Origin of the sequence: Leuconostoc carnosum, from assembly GCF_007954525.1 — a bacterium.
GTDB classification, from domain to species: Bacteria; Bacillota; Bacilli; order Lactobacillales; family Lactobacillaceae; genus Leuconostoc; species Leuconostoc carnosum.
Genome location: NZ_CP042374.1, coordinates 327,353 through 347,925 on the forward strand (window position 1 = coordinate 327,353; position 20,573 = coordinate 347,925).

Here is a 20,573-nt window from a genome sequence, read left to right on the forward strand (position 1 = left end):
AAACAAACTAGGTAACTATTACTTGCATATTTTTACCACATACAAGATTAATTACTTCACTTTTACTTCTTCCATCACATAAGCTTCTACAGTATCATCGACTTGAATATCGTTGTACTTTGAAACTGTGAATCCAAATTCAAATCCCATCTTAACTTCATTGACAGAATCTTTTCCACGTTGCAGCGAAGCGACTTCGCCATCATAAACGACAACACTATCACGGATGATACGTACTTTGGCTTCTTTAGTGATTTTACCTTCTTCAACCATTGCACCGGCGATAATACCAACCTTCGAGAACTTAAAGAGTTCTTTAACGACAACAGTTCCAATAATCTTTTCTTCGTAAACTGGTTCCAACTGTCCCTTCATAGCCGCTTCAACATCGTCAATAGCGTTATAAATAACATTGTAGAATCGCATATCGACTTTCTCAGAATCAGCTTGAGACTTTGCCAAAGATGTTGGACGAACATTAAATCCAATAATAATAGCACCAGATGCTTCAGCTAACGTTACATCTGATTCGTTAATTGCACCCACAGCTGTGTGGATAATATCTACACGTACACCATCGACTTCAATTTTCTTTAATGAACCAGAAAGTGCTTCTACAGAGCCTTGCACATCAGCCTTAACAATTACTGGCACTGTCTTCATAGCCTTTTCAGACATGGTGCTGAATAATGTGTCCAATGTAACAACTGAACCAGAATTACGAACCGCTTCTTGAGCTCGCTTGGCACGTTCTTCACCTGCAGCACGCGCTGTCTTTTCATCCGGCATGATAATAAATCGATCACCAGCTTGTGGTACATCATTTAATCCAGTAATTTGTACAGGTGTTGCTGGCAAAGCCTCGGCAAGTTCGGTACCGCGCTCATTAGTCATTGTACGCACACGGCCATAGGTATTACCAACAACAATTGGGTCACCTACATGCATCGTTCCTTGTTGAACCAATACTGTTGCAACGGGACCACGTCCTTTGTCCAAACGTGCTTCAACAACTGAGCCACGTGCTGGCATATCAGGATTAGCCTTTAATTCAAGAACTTCAGCTTGCAACAAAATCATTTCAAGTAATTCATCAACATTTTGGCCAAACTTAGCTGAAATCTTAACAAAAATTGTATCACCACCATATTGTTCAGGTACCAAATCATATGCCATCAATTGGTTCATGACCTCGTCAGGATTTGCACCTGGCTTATCAATTTTGTTAACAGCTACAATAATTGGTGTATGTGCTGCCTTAGCATGATTAATTGCTTCAATAGTCTGTGGCATAACACCATCATCAGCAGCAACCACTAAAATAGTTAAGTCAGTAACATTAGCACCACGCGCACGCATTTCTGTAAAGGCAGCGTGCCCTGGTGTATCCAAAAATGTGATTGTCTTACCATTTAGTTGTGTTTGATAAGCACCAATATGTTGTGTAATACCACCAGCTTCACCTTCTGTAACGTGTGAGTTACGCAAGTAATCCAGCAAAGTTGTCTTACCGTGATCAACGTGACCCATAATTGTTACAACAGGTGGACGTGATACTAACTTACCTTCATCGATGTTTTCATCAATGAAGAATCGATCAATATCAGCCACATCTTCTTCTTCTTTAACTTGTGCATCAATACCATAATCCGCTGCCAAAATTTCAATGGTATCTCCATCTAATGATTGGTTTTGGTTCGTTACAATACCAAGTAAGAAAAGTTTTTTAATAATTTCAGCTGTGTCGCGGTGCAACAACTTTGACAAATCTTGAACGTTCATACCAATACGATATTCTAATACCTTTGGCAATGGCTGTTCTTTACGTTCAGTAGGTGGTACTACTGGACCTCTTTTAGCTGCTATACGACGCGACTTCTTTGAACCACGTGGCTTATCATTTCGGCGTGGTGTTTGTTGACCAGTACCGGATGTATTACGCTTACGTGAATTATTACGCGCTGAATTGTTTCCTGATGCTAATGCACCACCGAACTTACCAGCACCCGCACTTTTAGTTGCAGTTGTTGTAGTTGCCGTTTTAGCCGCTGGTTTAGTTGCTGCTTTTTTAGGTGCCTCTGCTGGTTTAGCTGCCGGCTTTTTAGGTGCCTTAGCAGCTTCTGCAGCTTGCTTACGTTTCTGATTTTCATTCACATATTGTTTTAAACTATTATCTTTTTGCTTAGAATAATCAACTTGACCTTCACGTGGTTGTGTTGACCAATTTTTCTTCTCGCGCACTGCTGGGCGTCCCTCTGCAGTTTGTGAACGTGTTCCTGGACGTTGATTACGATTTTGCCCACCATTGCTAGTGTTTGAACGATTGCCACCTTGCCCTTGTCCATTTGGACGACTTTGGGTGCTATTACGTGATTGTCCATTACGATTTTGATTGTTATTTGCACGTGCTGGGCGGCTTGGACGTTCTGATGACGTGCCACCTGTTGTGGGAGTTGAAGATCCCCCTGTTAATTTAGCCGCATGGCGACGTTGTGATGCAGGTAATTCCTTACGTTCTGGAACTGCCTGTTTTCTTGCAGGACGGTTTGAGTCTGAGAATTTCTTTTCTTCTGTCATTTAGTTCCGCTCCTTTTCTAAAATTAATTGTTTAATTTTCCGACTAAAACCACGATCAGCAATAGCAAATACGCTTCGATTGACACCAATGGCATCGATTAATTGTGATTTAGTATAGTCTTGAACTAGTGTTACATGATAAAAGCTTGATTTATCAATAAATTTTTTAGCTTGACTTTGACCCCCGTCACTCGGGAAAAATGCCAATTGCACTTTCTGAGCTCGAATAGCTGTCAGTGTTGAATCAGTACCTAACACGAGTTTTCCGGCACGCATCGCCAAGCCCAAAAGATTTAAAATTTGGTCGTCTTTACTTATCACCAAACAACTCCCGACGCGCTTGCTGATGGTCAATATATGCGATAAGTTCATCATAGAATTCATCAGGAATTTTCACATCAAACGCTTTATCAAAAATACGCTGTTTCTTAGCTTCTGCCGCAATATCACGGTTCAAACCAATATAGGCGCCTCGCCCATTTGCTTTAGATGTTGGATCCAAGTTAACGTGTCCTTCTTTGTCACGAACAACACGCACAAGTTCTTTTTTAGGAAACATCTCACCTGTTACAATGTCTTTTCGCATTGGTATTTTTCTAGGTTTCATTCTCTTTATGATGCTGCATTCAAAAAACTAATACCTGACTATATTTGCCGTTAAATTGACAATTATAGATACTATCTGCTACTAGTCTTATAGGATCAACACTTTCCTCCTAAAAATTAATTAGATTCCTCGGTTACTGCTTTATCTGCTACCGCATCAGACTTTGATAATGTATTTGCTGCTTCGCTTTCTGACTTAATATCAATCTTAAATCCAGTTAATCGGGCAGCTAATCTGGCATTTTGACCCTTTTTACCAATAGCTAATGACAATTGATTGTCTGGGACGATAACTGTTACTGCGCGTTCATTTTCAGTATCAAAAATGACATCCGTTACTTCTGAAGGGTTCAAAGCATTTGCAATATACTGCGCCTCATCTTCAACCCATTCAACGATATCCATATTTTCGCCGCCAAGCTCATTAACAACAGCCTGAACACGTGCACCACGTTGTCCCACCATGGCACCAACGGGATCTAAGTCAGTGTCGTGTGTATAGACAGCAATTTTTGAACGATCGCCAGCTTCACGTGAAATGCTCATAATTTCAACAGTACCATCATACACTTCTGGGACTTCTTGTTCAAACAAACGTTTAACTAAGTCCGGTGCTGTACGAGATACAAAAATTTGTGGCCCCTTTGAATTATTTTCAACTTTATTAACCAAAACCTTAATACGATCTCCCATACGGTAATGTTCGTTTGGCATTTGGTCATTGGGAGCCATGGCAGCTTCTTGACTACCTGGTAGTGTCACGTACAAGAAACGTGTATCTTGGCGATCAACTTCTGCCGTGATGATTTCATCTTGGTAATCAGAAAATTTATTAAAGATTGCTTCACGACCCGCTTCACGAATCTTTTGGACGATCACCTGTTTAGCTGCCTGAGCTGCCATACGACCAAAGTCCTTTGGTGTAACGTCAAAGCGAATTTCATCACCAGGCTCATAAGCTCGGTTAATGACCAAAGCATCTTCTAATGTAATTTCGGTGTCTTCGTTTTCGAAGTCTTCAGCCAAAACAACATTTTTTACTTGTTTAATGGCAACATTACCTTTTTTGGTATCAAACACCGCTTCAACATTTTGTTCAGCATTATACTGCTTTTTATAAGCAGCTCGTAAAGCATCTTCTAATGCTTCAACCACGACCGCTCTATCAATGCCACGTTCGGCTTCAAGGGCATCGAGCGCGTCAACTAATTCTTTACTCATTCGCCTATCCTCATCTATTATTAATTATTACCTCTGCCAAAATTGATTGTATCATACTGAACACATTATGTTGAGATAACGTAATGTACTAGCTAATTATCAGGCAATGGCAATCTGGTTGATGTTAAAACTGGATGTCCAGCACTGCTTTAGCAATTTCATCAAAATCAAGTGATAATTCGCCATTTTCCGTTGTCAAAATTAATCCGTTATCATTTAACGCTTTAATTTTCCCTTGCCACTTTTTTTGGCCATCTTTTGCTACAAAAAGTGATATTAAAATATTCTCGTCAGATTCTTTTACCCATTGAAAATGCCAAGGCGCTTTTAATGGTCTGTCAACACCCGGTGATGAAATATCTAACATATAGGCTTCTGGAATAGGATCAGGTTCGACAGCATCCAACAGTTCATTAACTTTTTGGGTGAATAATGTTAGTTCCTCCATCGTAATAAACTCATGATTTGCCTTATCTAATAAAATGCGCAAAACTTTTTGCCCACCTTCTTTAGTATATGTCAAATCCCACAATAGATCATTCTGTTGTTCAACAAGTGGTTGAATCAAATCTATCATTGTTTGTTCAACTTTATTTACCATGATATCCCCTCCTTTGATGACATATTAAATTATATTGCAAGCAAGTGCCAATCCCATAAAAAATGAGCCGGCTACATGACTGCAACCCGCTCATTTACAATTTATTATGTAAATTAACAACTCCTAGTATAACCTAATTTTTAAGGAATTGCAAATTTTTACTTTTGTAATACATAAAAAAGACCACGTAGAAGTGATCTTTACTAGTTTGTGAACCTTTATGACCCCATTCGCTATGCTCATTGAGGCAGTCACTGTATTTAGCTGATGCTATAATAATTGACTTTTAACGCGCCCACGCAATGCTTACAAAAGTAAGTTACGCTCTTCGCTTTTGCGAAACTTTACTTTACCAAGAAGCCTTACGGACACCAGGAATTTGACCTTTGTGTGCCAATTGGCGGAAGTTCAAACGTGACATACCAAACTCACGCATATAAGCATGAGGGCGACCATCAATCAAGTCACGGTTATGTGTACGAACTGGAGATGAGTCCTTTGGCAAAGCAGCCAAACCGATGAAATCTCCAGCTGCCTTTAATTCAGCACGCTTTGCAGCATACTTTGCAATCAAAACTTGACGCTGTTGTTCTTTAGCAATCTTTGACTTTTTTGCCATATTACTTAATCTCCTTAAATGTTACAACTTTACGAAGTTTTGGTGAGTACTTCTTCAACTCAAGACGATCTGGTGTATTACGACGGTTTTTAGACGTCAAGTAAATACGTTCACCAGTTTCATCATTTCCTAGAACAACGTGAATACGCATATTCTTACTCCTTAGTGTGGTTTGTTAAAATTATTTGCTTGTCAATACAAGTAACTATTATACATGAACTTGCAAACACTGTAAAGAGGATTTGTATAAATCCACGAAAATATGTTCGATATTAGTGTGAATAACTGTTATCAAATCAATAACTCACAATTTTAAAATTGCTTTTCTAAAGGTGGCACAACTTGTTTTTTACGTGAAACAACACCAGGTAAGTCAATGATATTATCTACTAGTTTACCATTAAAGGCACCTTCAATGGCTTGATTAGCATCACCCAAATACAAAGCTTTTGAATTTGAATTTAAAATATCTGTAATGACGAAGAGAAAATCTTCATAGTTTTCCTCTTGAATAGCAGCTTGAATCCCATCCTGACGAGATAAGACTTCATCAATATCAACAGTATTAACTTGTCCGATGCGGAACTGATGACCACCCATATCAAATGACTTTGCATCCCCATCGATTAATTCTTTGTCAGTTCGTGATGATAAATCTGTACCTGCTTTGAGTAAATCTAACCCATAATTTTCATAATCTTCAAGGCCAGCAATTTGTGCTAAAGCCTCCAGAGCTGGTTGATCATAGGTTGTAGTCGTTGGACTCTTTAACAATAATGTATCAGAGATAATTGCAGAAGCCATTAAACCAGCAATATCAGCCGGAATCGTGACATCAACTTGTTTAAATTCATAATACAAAATAGTTGCTACTGAACCCCAAGGTTTGGCTGTAATATACAAAGGGGTTGTATTTGTAAATGAGAACTTGTGATGATCATAAATCGCTTCAACCGTCACATCTGCTAAATTATCAATTGACTGTGCTTCTTCGTTATGATCAACCAAAACTACAGTACTTGTGTCTGCTGATGTGATGACACGTGGTGCCTTAACACTAAAATAATCTAGTGCAAATTGTGTTTCAGCATTAGGTGTTCCTTGTGCGACAGCTTCCGTATCATTACCTGTTTTATTTAGTAAATAACTTGCAGCAATAGCTGAAGCAATTGTATCAGTATCTGGGTTTTTGTGCCCGAAAACTAAAGTATTCGCCATTATTCTTATATCTCCTAAGATTTTATACATCTATCTTATCAAAAAAAGGTTATTTTGTCGCTGATATTGTAAGCGGTTTAATAAACCATGGTGTACCATTCTTATCAACATCAACAACATATTGCCCATTACCAACGCGTTGTGACGCACGATAATCACTCAATTGTAAATCTTGAACTTGCCAACGTTGCGTTAAAATTTCAAGTGCTTTAGTATCTTTGTTGAAAATTGTCGCTGTCGCTACGCGATAAGCTACTGTCTTCTTTTGCGTGAAAATCAAAAGACCTTTTCTGGCTCTTGTTGAATGCGTTATTTCAGAAACTGGCATATATTTAAATGCACCATTTTCCGCTACAATGGCTACCAATTGGCTAGTATCAGTAATAAATAATGCTGACATAATCGTATCTGCATCACGTAATTCCATTGCTTTAACACCGGCTGTACGTGCCCCAATTTCCGGTACCTCAGTTAAACTAAATCTTAATCCAACACCATTATGCGACAATAATAAAATTTCTTGCTGAGTAACTTTATTAAAGTATGCCACATTGACGACATAACTGCCAGTGGCTTTTAACTTCATTGCCATAGCCGTTTTCTTCTTGTAAGCTTTGGGTAACATATCACTTAGTGTCGTTTGTTTAATAAAGCCATCATTGGATACTAGTGTGAAGGTTCCCCCTTGCTCAAGGTTATCAACGGCTATCACATTAATCACCCACTCGTTTGACTGCCAATTAGCAAGTTGCTGAGAAAAATGTTCGCCAGTATCTTTCCACTTTGAATCAGGTAATTCATGTACAGGTCGATAAATAACATTGCCTTTGTTAGTAAACATAAACAGATGTTGCGTTGTATTTAGTTTGCCTTCAAAAACAACAAGATCATCATCAGCTAAGCCATTTTCATCATCTGATGCTTTATAAGAGCGTAGCGAGGCACGCTTATAATAACCATTGCGAGAAACAAGAACTTGAACATCCTCTTGAGCAATCGTTACTGCCGTATCAATGACCAAGTCTTCAATATCTGCTTGAATAACAGACTGACGAGATGATGAATATGTTTTAGTGATTGCAGTAATTTCGTCACGAATGACATCTTTCAATGCGGATTCTTCATGAAGGATTAAATTCAGACGATTGATTTTATTTGTTAACTCAGCAAATTCTTCTTCTAGTTGTGTGACATCAGTGTTGGTTAAACGATACAATTGCAATGTCACAATTGCTTCTGCTTGTGGTTGCGTAAAGTCAAATGTTTGAATCAAATTTTGTGTAGCATCTTTACGGTTTTTGGAAGAGCGAATTGTTGTCACAACTTCATCCAAAATGGACAACATGCGAATCAAACCTTCGACAATATGTTGACGTGTTTGTGCCTTAGCTAACTCATAAGTTGATCGTTTAAGGACAATATTCTTTCGGAAATCCAAAAAAGCCTGTAATCCTTGCTGTAAACTCACATGAACTGGGCGTTGATCATGTATCGCGACCATATTAAAGTTATAAGAAATTTGCAGGTCGGTTTTCTTAAACAAGTAGGTTAAGATACCTTCTGCGTTGGCATCTTTTGCCAATTCAATAACAATTGACATCCCCTCACGATCTGATTCATCGCGCACTTCTGAAATACCTGCAACATCTTTATTCAAACGAATTGTATCGATTTTAGCTACTAGATTTGATTTCACAATTTCGTAAGGTAATTCTGTTACTTCAATTTTTTTCTTACCACCCTTAAGGTCAGAAATTTCAGTTTTTGATCGAACAATAATTTTACCACGACCAGTTTTATAAGCTTTTTTAATGCCTTCTCGGCCTTGAATAATACCACCAGTTGGGAAATCTGGTCCTTTGACATACCGCATCAAAGCTGATAACGGTGCTTCGGGATGGTCGAGTAAATAAATTAATGCGGCATTGATTTCTTTTAAGTTATGTGGTGGTATTTCAGTTGCATAGCCTGCTGAAATACCTGTGGCACCATTGATAAATAGACTGGCAATACGTGATGGCAATACTGTTGGTTCATAGGTTGTGTCATCAAAATTCAACACCATATCAACCGTTTCTTGTCCCAAATCTGCCATCATTTCACCAGCAATTTTAGACAATCGCGCTTCTGTATAACGCATTGCTGCTGCTGGATCATTATCAATTGATCCGTTATTACCATTCATATCAATCAGTGGTTCACGAACTTTCCAATCCTGTGATAAACGAACCATCGCTTCATAAATTGATGAATCACCATGCGGATGAAAGTTACCCATCACATTACCAACAGACTTAGCAGACTTACGATAAGGGTGATCATAAGTATTACCGTCCTGATCCATCGCAAACAAAATACGACGTTGCACTGGTTTTAAACCATCGCGGATATCTGGTAGCGCACGTTCTTGAATAATATATTTTGAGTAGCGCCCAAAGCGCTCTCCCATCACTGTTTCAAGTGAAAGGTCGGTTATCCGATCTGCCATTTAACTCCTTGTCTCCTTTTGCAAGACTCCAACAAATCCTTCGTTTGATGTATTTCTAAAATATTGAAATGTTTAAACTAACAAAATATCATTGTTATGATATCAAACGATGTTACTAACATTAACATTCATCACGATTAAAATAAGTCCATTGGTCCAGTTTGACCAGCATCATCATCCTGCCAACTTGTGATGACAGGGCTTTTTTTAGATGCCGGCTTATTCTTTGCTGAGCCTTTAGTTTCGTGTTGACGTATCTTCTCAAATACATCACTGGCCTTAGCATCATCACCTTCAACTGTATCTAAGATGGAGCCTGCTTCGTCCATAGTGAAATGAACATTAGCTTCAATCCAATCACGTCGTGGCTCGACTTTGTCCCCCATCAATGTTGTGACGCGCTTTTCTGCTAAGACTGCATCATCAATTTTTACCCGAATCAATGTCCTTGATTCGGGATCCATCGTTGTATCCCAAAGTAATGAGGCATTCATCTCCCCTAAACCTTTAAATCGGGTTAATTCGTAACGTGCATCATTTTGACTCGTTATTTTTTCTAATTCATCATTTGTCCAAGCAAACTGATCTGCATGCTTCTTTGAAGTATACTTAATACGGTAAAGCGGTGGTAAGGCAATGAATACACGTCCAGCTTCAACTAATGGCCGCATATATTTGTAGAAAAATGTTAACAATAGTGTCTGGATATGCGCACCATCATCATCAGCATCGGTCATAATAATGACTTTACTAAAAGCAGCATCTTCTACCTTAAAATCTGTACCAACGCCACCACCAATTGCATAAATCAATGTTGAAATTTCTTCGTTTTTCAAAATATCAGCCAACTTGGCTTTTTCAGTGTTTAGTACTTTACCACGTAATGGCAAAATCGCCTGAAATTTACGGTCACGGCCTTGCTTAGCAGAACCACCGGCTGAATCACCCTCGACTAAGAACAATTCGTTACGTTCTGAATTTTTTGAATGTGCAGGTGCTAATTTCCCTGATAATAACCGTTCTTTTTGACCCTTTGATTTTCCTGTGCGACTTTCTTCACGTGCTTTACGAGCGGCTTCACGTGCCTCACGCGCCCTCAAAGCTTTACGAATCAAGTTTTGACCGAAATCGCCATTCTCCATCAAAAAGCGACCTAAAATTTCATTAACTACATTATCAACCACACCGCGTGCTTCAGGTGTACCCAACTTGTCTTTTGTTTGTCCTTCGAATTGTAAGAATTGTTCGGGCACACGCAAAGAAATCACTGCCGATAAGCCTTCTCGCACATCAGAACCTTCAAGATTTTTATCCTTATCCTTCAAAAGATTAACTTTACGTGCATATTCATTAAAAGCCTTTGTCCAAGCTGTGCGGAAACCAACTTCATGTGTCCCGCCATCTTGTGTACGGACATTGTTAACAAATGATAATAATGTTTCAGAATAGCCATCGTTGTATTGTGCTGAAACATCCACAACAATATTATCTTGTTGCCCTTCAAAAGCCATGACAGGACCAATTGTTTCCTTGTCTTCATTTAGAAAACTAACAAATGCCTCAAGTCCTTTTTCGTAGTGATATTCTTCAACACGATTGGGTTCAACACGCTCATCAGTTAAAGTAAACTTAACGCCCGACATTAAGAAGGCGGATTCACGTAAACGCTCGGACAATGTATCGTATTTATACACGGTCGCACTAAAAATGCTTGAATCCGGCTTAAAGGTTAGCGTGGTACCGGTTGATTCTTTTGTTTTACCTAAATCACGTAACGTCCCAACTGGTTGACCACCGTTACTAAAATCTTCTTGCCATTTATGACCTTCACGTACAATGGTCACTTGTAAGCTTTCAGACAATGCGTTAACAACAGATGAGCCTACACCATGTAATCCACCTGAGGTAGCATAGCCACCTTGCCCAAATTTACCACCAGCATGCAAGACTGTTAAGATAACTTCAGGTGTTGGTTTTCCTGATTCATGCATACCAACTGGCATGCCACGACCAAAGTCTTGAACAGTGATAGCATTATTAGCGTGAATGGTTACACGTATATCATTACCATAACCACCAAGTGCTTCGTCAACAGCATTATCAACGATTTCATAAACTAAATGGTGCAAACCACGCCCATCTGTTGAGCCAATATACATACCTGGCCGCTTACGAACCGCTTCTAACCCTTCTAAAATTTTTATTGAATCTGAATCATAGTGATTTTTTTCTGCCATGAATACTCATATCTTTCTTGTATTAAAACTTATTGACATCAGAGAACAATTGTCCACCTTCATGTGTCAGCCTATCCTATCATAGATTAATTTTTCCCATCTGACAAGTATAAATGTTTCAATTTTATTAATTAACCCCATCTACTATCGCTTTTTATGATAAAATAAGATTTGCGTTATCGCACTGATAAGAGGAGTTCAAATCATGTTTGTAACTATACTAATGTTCATCATTGCTTATTTTTTAGGATCTCTGATCCCCGGCTATTGGATTGGAAAAATATTCTATCACAAAAATATTTTAGATGAGGGTTCAGGAAATATCGGCACAACCAACTCTTTTCGTGTACTAGGTCCTATTGCGGGAAGTATTACACTTGTTCTTGATTTACTTAAAGGAACAGCTGCAGGTTGCTTGCCGCTATTATTTAATAATAACATTAATCCCATGCTGGTTGGACTTGCCGCAATTTTAGGCCATACATTTTCAATCTGGATTAAATTCAAGGGTGGTAAGGCAGTCGCAACCTCTGCTGGTGTTTTGCTAGCATACAACCCCCCCTTCTTTATTTTTGTTATAGCTGTTTTTATTGTTGTGCTATTACTAACATCAATGGTTTCAGCTAGTTCTATGGTTGCCTTTAGCTCAGCAGTTTTATTTTCTTTTTTCTATCACGATTGGATTCTACTGGTCGTATCAATTATACTCACAACATTCGTTTTTTACCGACACCGTACGAATATCTTGCGTATCAAAAATGGTACTGAAAGTACCATACCATTTGGTTTATACCATACCATCCGCAAACGCCGTCAATAGTAGATAAAAGGCATTACGTTCAACTAATGAACGTAATGCCTTTTATTTATCATGTGTATCAAAAATGATAGTCACAGGACCATCATTCACTAATGATACCTTCATATCTTCACCGAATTGACCTGTTGCAACATACAACCCTGTATTTTGTAAGCTAGTATTGAATTTATTATACATCATTTTAGCAAAATCTGGTGAACCGGCTTTCGTAAAACTTGGTCGGTTACCTTTCTTGGTATCAGCAAACAACGTAAACTGCGATACAGAAAGTATCTGACCGGCTACTTCATTAATATTTAAATTTAATCGACCTTGTTCATCTTCAAAAACACGTAATTGTGTTATTTTGCGAACTAGATAATCGATGTCTTGCTGTGTATCATCATCTGATACACCTACTAATAATAAAAAACCATGATTAATTTGACCAATGGTTTGGTTATCAATCTCTACACTTGCTTCTAAAGTGCGCTGTAACACAACTTTCATGCGACCTGCTCCTCAATATTTTTTAATGGAAAGTCCGTTCAACATCATAAACCGCAGGCAAGTTATTTAATGAATCCATAATTTGGTCTAATTGTTCACTGTTTTTGACACCAATGGACAATGAAACCTGTGCCATGCCGTTCTTTGTCACATGACCATTAACTGAATTAACATATTTCGTACGACCATTAACTGATCTTAACACGTCATTTAGCAAGCCATTGCGATTTTCACCGTGCACTTTTAAATCAGCATCATAATTTGGTTTTAAGCCTTTATCATCTTCCCATTGGACATCAATCAAACGTTGACCATGGGCTTCGGCAGCTCGAATATTCGGGCAGCCAATGCGGTGAACGGAAATACCGCGTCCTTTAGTAATGTATCCTTTCACATGATCGCCAGGTACCGGTGTACAACAACGACCTAAACGTATCAATAAATTATCAACACCGGCAATGACAATATCATCAGCCACAGCTCTTTGCCGCTGTGTCAATGCTGTATTTTCACGCTTAATTTCATGACCTTCTTCAAGCAATTCACGTTGTAACTCTGCTGTGGCTTCTTCTTGCTGTGCTTCGCGAATGTCTTCAGTTAATTTGTTAGCTACACCTGGCGAAGCGACATCACCATACCCAATGGCTGCGAGTAAATCATCTGAAGAATTCAAATGCATACTCTCGGCAGTTTTGGTCAATTTATCTGCCGTCAAAACAGTGACTGGATCAAATCCTGTGTCTCGTAAACTACGCGCCAATAAATCCTGACCAGCAGAAATATTATCATCACGATCTAATTGTTTAAAGTACTGTTTAATTTTATTGCGCGCACGACGCGTAGATACTAGATCCAACCAATCGCGACTTGGTTTGGCAGTCGCACTGGTAATAATTTCAATAATATCACCAGTTTTAATCTTATAATCTAGTGGCACAATACGTCCATTAATCTTTGCGCCCACGGTCTTAATGCCGACATTAGTATGAATTGAAAAGGCCATATCTAATGGGCCAGCGCCCTTTGCTAACTCAAAAACATCGCCACGCGGAGTAAACGCATAGACACGATCGCTAAATAAGTCGCCTTGAACACTTGCCATGAAATCTTCAGCATTTTTAGCATCTTCTTGTAACTCTAAAATACCTTGAATGACATTGAGCGCATGCTCATTTTTATCAGTGACATTAGCCTCTTTATTGGAGTTTTTATTTTTCTTATAGGCCCAATGGGCTGCAACACCATATTCGGCAACTTCATGCATGGTGTGTGTTCGAATTTGTACTTCGAGCGGCCGACCACCAGGTCCAACAACAGTTGTATGCAAACTTTGATAACCATTTGCTTTTGGTAAAGCGATATAGTCTTTAAATCGGCCTGGTACAGGCATCCATTTTGAATGAATGGCCCCTAGTACTGCATAAGTATCAGGAATTGTATCAGTTAAAACACGCACAGCTGATAAATCATAAATTTCTTCAAATGCTTTGTGTTTATCTGTCATCTTACGATAAATTGAATAAATATGCTTTGGCCGACCGTAAACATCAACATTTTTTAATTCTAGTTCATGAATGGTCTTCTCTATTTCAGCAACAGCTTCTTCAACATAACGTATACGTTCATCACGTTTCATGTTCATTTGTGAGGCAATACCATGATACTTTTCAGTATCAAGATAGCTTAGGGACAGATCCTCAAGTTCCCACTTAATTGCACTAATACCCAAGCGATCCGCTAGAGGTGCATAAATATCCAATGTTTCACTAGCGATGCGCCGTTGTTTATCTGGTCTTAACGCACCGAGAGTCCGCATATTATGCAGACGATCAGCTAGTTTAACAATTATCACACGAATATCTTTAGACATGGCTAAAAGCAACTTACGGTGATTTTCCGCCAGTTGTTCTTGTGAACTTTGATATTTTATTTTACTAATTTTAGTAACACCATCGATAATTTGAGCAATTACCGCACCAAATTTTGCTTCAACATCAGCCAGTGTTGCTGGTGTGTCTTCAACAACATCGTGTAAATAGCCAGAAATAATTGTTGCTGTATCCATTTTTAATTCTGCTAGTATGGCAGCAACTTGAATCGGATGAACAATATATGGCTCGCCTGATTTACGGCGTTGCGATTCATGCAAAGCAGCTGCCCAAAGATAAGCTTCTCTCACCTTAGCCGTATCGGCATCTGACATGTATTGTCCGACCAAATCAAGTACTTCTTCGCCTGTGTAATTTTTTGTTTTTGCCATATTAATTATATTTGCCCATAAATAAACTATTAACGACCCATGACACAACACAGTTTCAGCTACAAAAAAACGTTGCATATTGAATAATCAATTCGCATCTACATGGACTTTTCCCTTCATTTATTCCGGAAGATACGTCACTGTTATCATAACCGCAACATACCTTAATACGCTTTTATACGTAGTTCAATTATAATAAAATTATAATATTTTCACAAGTTAAGTATTATAACGTGCTTATTTTTAAAAATAAGCATAAACTATTAATATCATTTTATTTGCAAAGGAGGACACCATGTCTGAAAACAATCACACGTCGCAAGAATCTTCTGATTCATTGTGGCACCGCAATGTTTTTGTACTTTGGTTTGGTGTGTTTATGACTGGTATTGCACTTAGTGAAGTCATGCCTTTTTTATCGTTGTATATCGACACACTTGGTAATTTCAATAAAAACCAATTAACTTTTTATTCTGGTGCAGTATTTGCAATTACCTTTCTGGTCACGGCTTTTGTCTCACCTCTTTGGGGGAAATTAGCTGACCGTAAAGGCCGAAAATTGATGCTCTTACGTGCTGCGCTCGGTATGGCCATTATTTTATTTTTAATGGGCTTTGTCACAAATGTTTGGCAGTTGTTTGCCCTTCGTGCACTACAAGGTGCGATGGGTGGCTTTGTCTCCAATTCTAATGCCTTAATTGCAACACAAACACCAAAACAACACGCCGGACGAGCACTTGGTATTTTGGTTACGGGGATGACAGCGGGTAACTTATTGGGCCCACTATTTGGTGGTATACTGGCAACTGTGTTTGACTACCGAATGTCATTTCATATTACTGGTGCCATTCTACTCTTAGTTTTTTTTCTCACCCTATTTTTAGTCAAAGAAGACCCTCAACCTAAAATATCACATATCGCTGAGTCATCCACCAGAGAATTATGGCAACAAGTACCCAATAAACAATTTATTATTGGATTATTTATTACAACAATGTTTGTACAGATGGTCAATACATCTATCAATCCGGTTGTCAGTTTATTCGTTCGAGAATTAACCAATAATGCTGGGAACACCACTTTTATTGCTGGCGTCGTTGCAGCAATGCCTGGTATTGCTACGGTGCTTGTTGCGCCATCGTTTGGTCGTATCGGAGATCGTGTTGGTACAGAGCGCATGATCAAAATTGGATTTATGATTGCCGTTATTGCTTTTATTCCAACTGCATTTGTCACGAGTATAACAATACTTATGGTACTAAGATTCATTGTAGGAATTAGTGATGCCACTATGATGCCAGCAGTCCAAACACTACTATCTAGACATACACCAACAGCAATGACAAGCCGTATATTTAGTTATAATCAAAGTTTTCAGGCTATTGGTTCTGTACTAGGTCCCATGCTTGGTGCTTTGGTAGCCAGTATATATGATTATCGTGGTATTTTTATATTCAGCGCAATAATCATTATTATTAATGCCATATTGTTTAACTTCAATACTCGAAATTTAAAATCCTAAACTTCACTATAAAACACCCAAATGTTTATCATGCTCACATTTGGGTGTTTTTATAACCAATTAGTAAGTAATGTTAATTCAACTTGCTCATTAGTCCAACGCTGTAAAGCTGTATATTGATGTCGTTTATTAAAAGCTAATTTTTCAACTGTTAAAACCGCGACCGCTTGATTATTTTCTGTCAAAAACACCTGACCAATTCGTTGATATTTACCTTTAGTATGTTTTCCAGTGCGCCAAACATGCGTCTTTGCGTCTACCTTTGGTTCATATTTGCCAGAAGCATTTGGTGTCACAACAATGCCAGTATATAAGTGTGTTTCATATTTTTTACTATCAGCCATAGTCTTTCACACCAACACCCATTTCAAATCTAGTCCCATCAATCACTTCATGAGGCTGTAAATGTAGACGATAGTTAATATCAGCTGCTATCATGCTGTATGGATAAACAATTGGACGTTCATTAATTGTTTGCAATAATTCGATGTCTCGACTAGTTAAGTCATCCATAGCTGCACGTATTGTCAATCTTAACCATTGTGTTTGCATGGCCTTTGACAAATAAGCCAGTTGACCAAACGGCATAGGTCGTATCCATGAATCATAACCCATATTTGATAAACCAATACGATCAACCCAATGAACTATACTCTGATAGTAGATAACTTGGTAAACACCAGGAGCTTCAAAATTTGTCGATAAAATAGCATCTGGAATATGGGCCACTTGTGGAATGACCCGCATTTCGCCAGCCATATGCTGTGTCAAATTAATTGGATAAGCTTGCTGACCATCATAAAATATGTTCAACGCAAATTCAGATTGATTCTCATTTGGACCACCTGGTATATGTTTTGTTTTTGGTAATATGACAACATTTTGATTCAAATCACGTAAAGCATTAATGAGTTTACGACGATTACCTGGAATAACAATAACTTTGGGTTTTTCTAATTCCACAACTTTCATAACATCTGAAACTTCTAAAGGTTCCAAATATTGCTTATCCGCAAGATGAGGCAATAATGTTGCATCACTTGGATTGTTATTCATAATGATTGTTGGATACTGCAGACGACGCAGCTCTGACATGACAACTGTTGTGGCATAACCCCCAGCTGCAGCATCCCCCATTCGAAAAGCACCTGAGCCAATGACTAATACCGTATTATCGCTAATTTGAACCGACTCATTCTCAGATTCATATGTCGCATAGTACTGCCGAGCATTTTCTGGAAACTCACCTGCTGAGGGCTCCACAGATTTATAGGTCACGTTAATCCCGTTTTCTTTAGCTAGTGTTCGAATAATATTAAAATCAGTGTGCCAAAAACGAGCAATTAAACCATCTGATAAGCCATACTTTTTACCTAATCGCAAGGCATCGATGTTATCGATATTGGTTTCAATTTCACTCTCGAGTTGATGAAGATATTTCAATTGGTAAAAATAAAATTCGTCAATAGCTGTTAATTCAGCTAATTCGTCAATTTCATAGCCACGCTTGATAGCTTCGATTAGTAACAAAACTCGGTTATCTTGCGGATGAATTAACTGCTGGATTAATTCATCATCGTTAATATGCTTCATATTTGTCGGTGAAAAACTGGCATTATTAAAGTGAGCAGAGCGAATTGCTTTTTCCAAAGCCTCAATAAAAGTACGCCCCAATCCTAACGTTGAACCAACAGATTTTTGCACACTGTTCAGTTGGCGATTGACATGTACCCCTGCCGCTTCAAGTTCACCAAAAGGAAATACCGGTAGCTTGACCACAACATGATCCATCATAGGCTCCATCATAGCCACATGCTTTCCAAAATCATGTGGCAATACAATTTCTTCAAGCGGTACACCAATAGCTAAATTAATTGCCACAAGCATTGTTGGATAACCCGTTGCCAGCGACATGCGCGTAGCCATCTGATCAATGTATGGCGAAACTTTAATCACATAAATTGTATGCGTGTCATCATCTACTGCAAACTGCACATGCATCACGCCCTTCAATTGCAGCATATCTGCAATTCTAAAAGCATAGTCACGCATACGACCAATGAGTTGATCTTGAATTGTTAGAATGGGCGAGACGCTTAGCGAGTCAGCTGTATGAATACCTATTGGATCCATATCTTCACTAGCGCCAATTTGCATTTTATTACCACGGACATCTCGCAATATTTCTATACTAACTTCTTTTAAACCATTAATCGCACGCGAAATAATCACTTCTTGTGTGACTGATTGCGTTTTTGCCAGATTAATAGCATCTTCAAAATCATCCAAGCGCTCAACAATTTGTCGTGTGTTTGTTTGATTGGGATGTAGCGCGCGCACCATTAATGGTAAATGCAATTCACGCAATAGTTCATTGGCTTCATCTTGTGCTTTTAAAACATAATTATTAATGACTGGTAATCCAATATCAGCCATCATGGCTGTTAGAGCAGGAATATTATTGACTTTAAGTAGCATGTCAATGCTAAGTCCTAAAGTACTTGGCACCGTACCATCGCCGTGCGCCCAACTTTGTACAACCTCTGCCCACAAGCGCAGAGAAGATTCACCACCAAATAAAGGTGCAACTGTATCAATATTATTTTCACGAACAACTTTTTTTAGATTATCAACTGTCAATTGTTGCCAAAAAACAGTTGCTGCTAAACTTTCAAGAGACAAGGCATAAGGATTATCATCAATGATAAAAATTTCAATACCATGACCACGCAATTCTGGCATGACTTGAAAAATCGCTGCATCATGTTCACCTTCGCGACCAAAATCATTTGCGCCAGCACCAATAAACAATACTTTTTTTATTTTATTGTTGGTTATAGTGTTCGACATAATCTTCTACCGTTTCAAAAAAGTCTGCAAATACTGTTGTTGCTTCTAGTGGTCCTGGGGCTGCATCTGGGAAAAATTGTACACTAAATGCCGGGAAATCACGATGACGCAATCCTTGTACCGCACCGTCCACTAGGTCACGGTATGTGACAAATAGTTTCTTACGATCGATTGTTTTCTCATCAACGGCATAGCCTTGCCCTTGCATCGCATAAAAAATCTGACGTGAAATAATTTCTTGGATTGGGTGATTCATACCATGATGTTCTGATGGCAATGGCATGAGTTCTGCACCATTTGCTAGTGCAAATAATTCGTGTCCAAGACCAATGCCAAGCATTGGTACTTTTGACTGGAGTACCCGAATGAGTGTCAAAACACTTTCTGGCAATGCTCGAGGATCACCAGGTCCAGTAGATAAAATAATCCCATCTGGATCTAGTGTCAACACCTCGTCAACACTAGTTGTGTACGGTAAAACAGAAACATTAGCATCATAATCACCTAACATTCTTAAAATGCCATGTTTTAATCCAAAATCAATCACAACAATATGTCGACCACGCGCTGGATTAGCATAAGGTTTAGGTGTTGCCATATTCTGCACCTGTTTATTAGTCAAAACAGTTGCAACCAATTGATCAACTGCATGCTCATCAGCATAATCAACAATCGTAGCTTTCTGTGGTCCTGTTTCACGTAGATGTCGAATTAATTGCCGCGTATCAACTTGATACAGACCAGGTATATTATGTTGCTTTAAAAAACGATCTAGATTCATACGGCGTTGACGATTGACAGAAACCTCTGCTAAATCATTAACTATCATGCCACGAATTGTAGGTTTAACAGACTCATATGCTTCCGCATGAATACCAGCCGCACCAACAATAGGTGTCGCAAAAACAATCATTTGCCCATCGTAAATTGGATCGGTAATGATTTCTTGATAGCCTGTCATGGCTGTATGAAAAATAATTTCCCCAAAAGTCGTTGCCGGTGATCCAAAGCTCATGCCTTGGAATGTCGTACCGTCTTCTAATATTAAATGGCGTTGCATCATAA

At 38.6% G+C, this 20,573-nt stretch carries 17 protein-coding genes; 2 read left to right on the forward strand and 15 right to left on the reverse strand.

What is annotated here, in order from left to right; all coding sequences use genetic code 11:
• Nucleotides 1-51: 51 nt before the first annotated feature.
• From infB to parE, 10 genes are all read right to left on the reverse strand, one after another.
• Complete coding sequence (gene infB, locus FGL89_RS01560; protein WP_147000303.1) at nt 52-2,577, reverse strand: translation initiation factor IF-2; 2,526 nt, start codon at nt 2,575-2,577, stop codon at nt 52-54.
• Complete coding sequence (locus FGL89_RS01565; protein ID WP_135197305.1) at nt 2,578-2,898, reverse strand: L7Ae/L30e/S12e/Gadd45 family ribosomal protein; 321 nt, start codon at nt 2,896-2,898, stop codon at nt 2,578-2,580.
• Nucleotides 2,888-3,184, reverse strand: coding sequence for an RNase P modulator RnpM (gene rnpM, locus FGL89_RS01570; protein ID WP_014974161.1), 297 nt, complete (start codon nt 3,182-3,184; stop codon nt 2,888-2,890). Before rnpM ends, FGL89_RS01565 begins: the two co-directional genes overlap by 11 nt.
• Nucleotides 3,185-3,300: 116 nt before the next feature.
• Nucleotides 3,301-4,404, reverse strand: a complete 1,104-nt coding sequence (gene nusA, locus FGL89_RS01575; RefSeq protein ID WP_014974160.1) for a transcription termination factor NusA — start codon at nt 4,402-4,404, stop codon at nt 3,301-3,303.
• A 124-nt stretch (nt 4,405-4,528) separates the two neighbouring features.
• A complete protein-coding gene (gene rimP, locus FGL89_RS01580) occupies nt 4,529-5,005 on the reverse strand; it encodes a ribosome maturation factor RimP (protein ID WP_147000304.1) in 477 nt (158 codons plus the stop codon).
• Nucleotides 5,006-5,354: 349 nt separating this feature from the next.
• Nucleotides 5,355-5,624 (reverse strand): 30S ribosomal protein S14, encoded by a 270-nt coding sequence (gene rpsN, locus FGL89_RS01585; RefSeq protein WP_014974158.1) that lies wholly within the window; start codon nt 5,622-5,624, stop codon nt 5,355-5,357.
• Nucleotide 5,625: 1 nt separating this feature from the next.
• Complete coding sequence (gene rpmG / locus FGL89_RS01590) at nt 5,626-5,775, reverse strand: 50S ribosomal protein L33 (protein WP_002815032.1); 150 nt, start codon at nt 5,773-5,775, stop codon at nt 5,626-5,628.
• 161 nt (nt 5,776-5,936) lie between these two features.
• Nucleotides 5,937-6,842: a manganese-dependent inorganic pyrophosphatase gene (locus FGL89_RS01595; RefSeq protein ID WP_147000305.1), complete on the reverse strand. Its 906-nt coding sequence runs from the start codon at nt 6,840-6,842 to the stop codon at nt 5,937-5,939.
• 49 nt (nt 6,843-6,891) lie between these two features.
• Nucleotides 6,892-9,330 carry a DNA topoisomerase IV subunit A gene (gene parC / locus FGL89_RS01600; protein WP_147000306.1) on the reverse strand — a complete coding sequence of 813 codons (2,439 nt, stop codon included), beginning with the start codon at nt 9,328-9,330 and terminating at the stop codon, nt 6,892-6,894.
• A gap of 137 nt (nt 9,331-9,467) precedes the next feature.
• Nucleotides 9,468-11,567 carry a DNA topoisomerase IV subunit B gene (parE, locus tag FGL89_RS01605; RefSeq protein ID WP_147000308.1) on the reverse strand — a complete coding sequence of 700 codons (2,100 nt, stop codon included), beginning with the start codon at nt 11,565-11,567 and terminating at the stop codon, nt 9,468-9,470.
• A 205-nt stretch (nt 11,568-11,772) separates the two neighbouring features.
• Between parE and plsY the strand changes: the two genes are divergently transcribed.
• Complete coding sequence (gene plsY, locus FGL89_RS01610; RefSeq protein WP_135197299.1) at nt 11,773-12,387, forward strand: glycerol-3-phosphate 1-O-acyltransferase PlsY; 615 nt, start codon at nt 11,773-11,775, stop codon at nt 12,385-12,387.
• Nucleotides 12,388-12,429: 42 nt separating this feature from the next.
• On the opposite strand, the gene dtd is transcribed toward plsY, so the two are convergent.
• Both dtd and FGL89_RS01620 read right to left on the reverse strand, forming a co-directional pair.
• Nucleotides 12,430-12,876, reverse strand: a complete 447-nt coding sequence (dtd, locus tag FGL89_RS01615; RefSeq protein ID WP_147000309.1) for a D-aminoacyl-tRNA deacylase — start codon at nt 12,874-12,876, stop codon at nt 12,430-12,432.
• A 22-nt stretch (nt 12,877-12,898) separates the two neighbouring features.
• The gene (locus FGL89_RS01620; protein WP_147000310.1) at nt 12,899-15,136 is read right to left on the reverse strand and encodes a RelA/SpoT family protein; all 2,238 of its coding nucleotides are present in this window, start codon (nt 15,134-15,136) and stop codon (nt 12,899-12,901) included.
• A 295-nt stretch (nt 15,137-15,431) separates the two neighbouring features.
• Here FGL89_RS01620 and FGL89_RS01625 point away from each other — a divergent pair, with 295 nt between their 5' ends.
• Complete coding sequence (locus tag FGL89_RS01625; protein ID WP_135197296.1) at nt 15,432-16,658, forward strand: MFS transporter; 1,227 nt, start codon at nt 15,432-15,434, stop codon at nt 16,656-16,658.
• Between the two features lie 50 nt (nt 16,659-16,708).
• Here the strand turns inward: FGL89_RS01625 and FGL89_RS01630 are convergent, their stop codons facing one another.
• From FGL89_RS01630 to FGL89_RS01640, 3 genes are read right to left on the reverse strand one after another with little or no spacing between them, the layout of a single operon-like run.
• Entirely contained in the window at nt 16,709-17,002 is a 294-nt protein-coding gene (locus FGL89_RS01630; RefSeq protein WP_014974150.1) for a DUF7671 family protein, read from the reverse strand.
• On the reverse strand, nt 16,995-19,508 hold the full coding sequence (locus tag FGL89_RS01635) for a carbamoyl phosphate synthase preATP-grasp domain-containing protein (RefSeq protein ID WP_147000311.1): 2,514 nt from the start codon (nt 19,506-19,508) through the stop codon (nt 16,995-16,997). Before FGL89_RS01635 ends, FGL89_RS01630 begins: the two co-directional genes overlap by 8 nt.
• Entirely contained in the window at nt 19,483-20,568 is a 1,086-nt protein-coding gene (locus FGL89_RS01640; protein ID WP_014974148.1) for a carbamoyl phosphate synthase small subunit, read from the reverse strand. Before FGL89_RS01640 ends, FGL89_RS01635 begins: the two co-directional genes overlap by 26 nt.
• Nucleotides 20,569-20,573 lie beyond the last annotated feature (5 nt).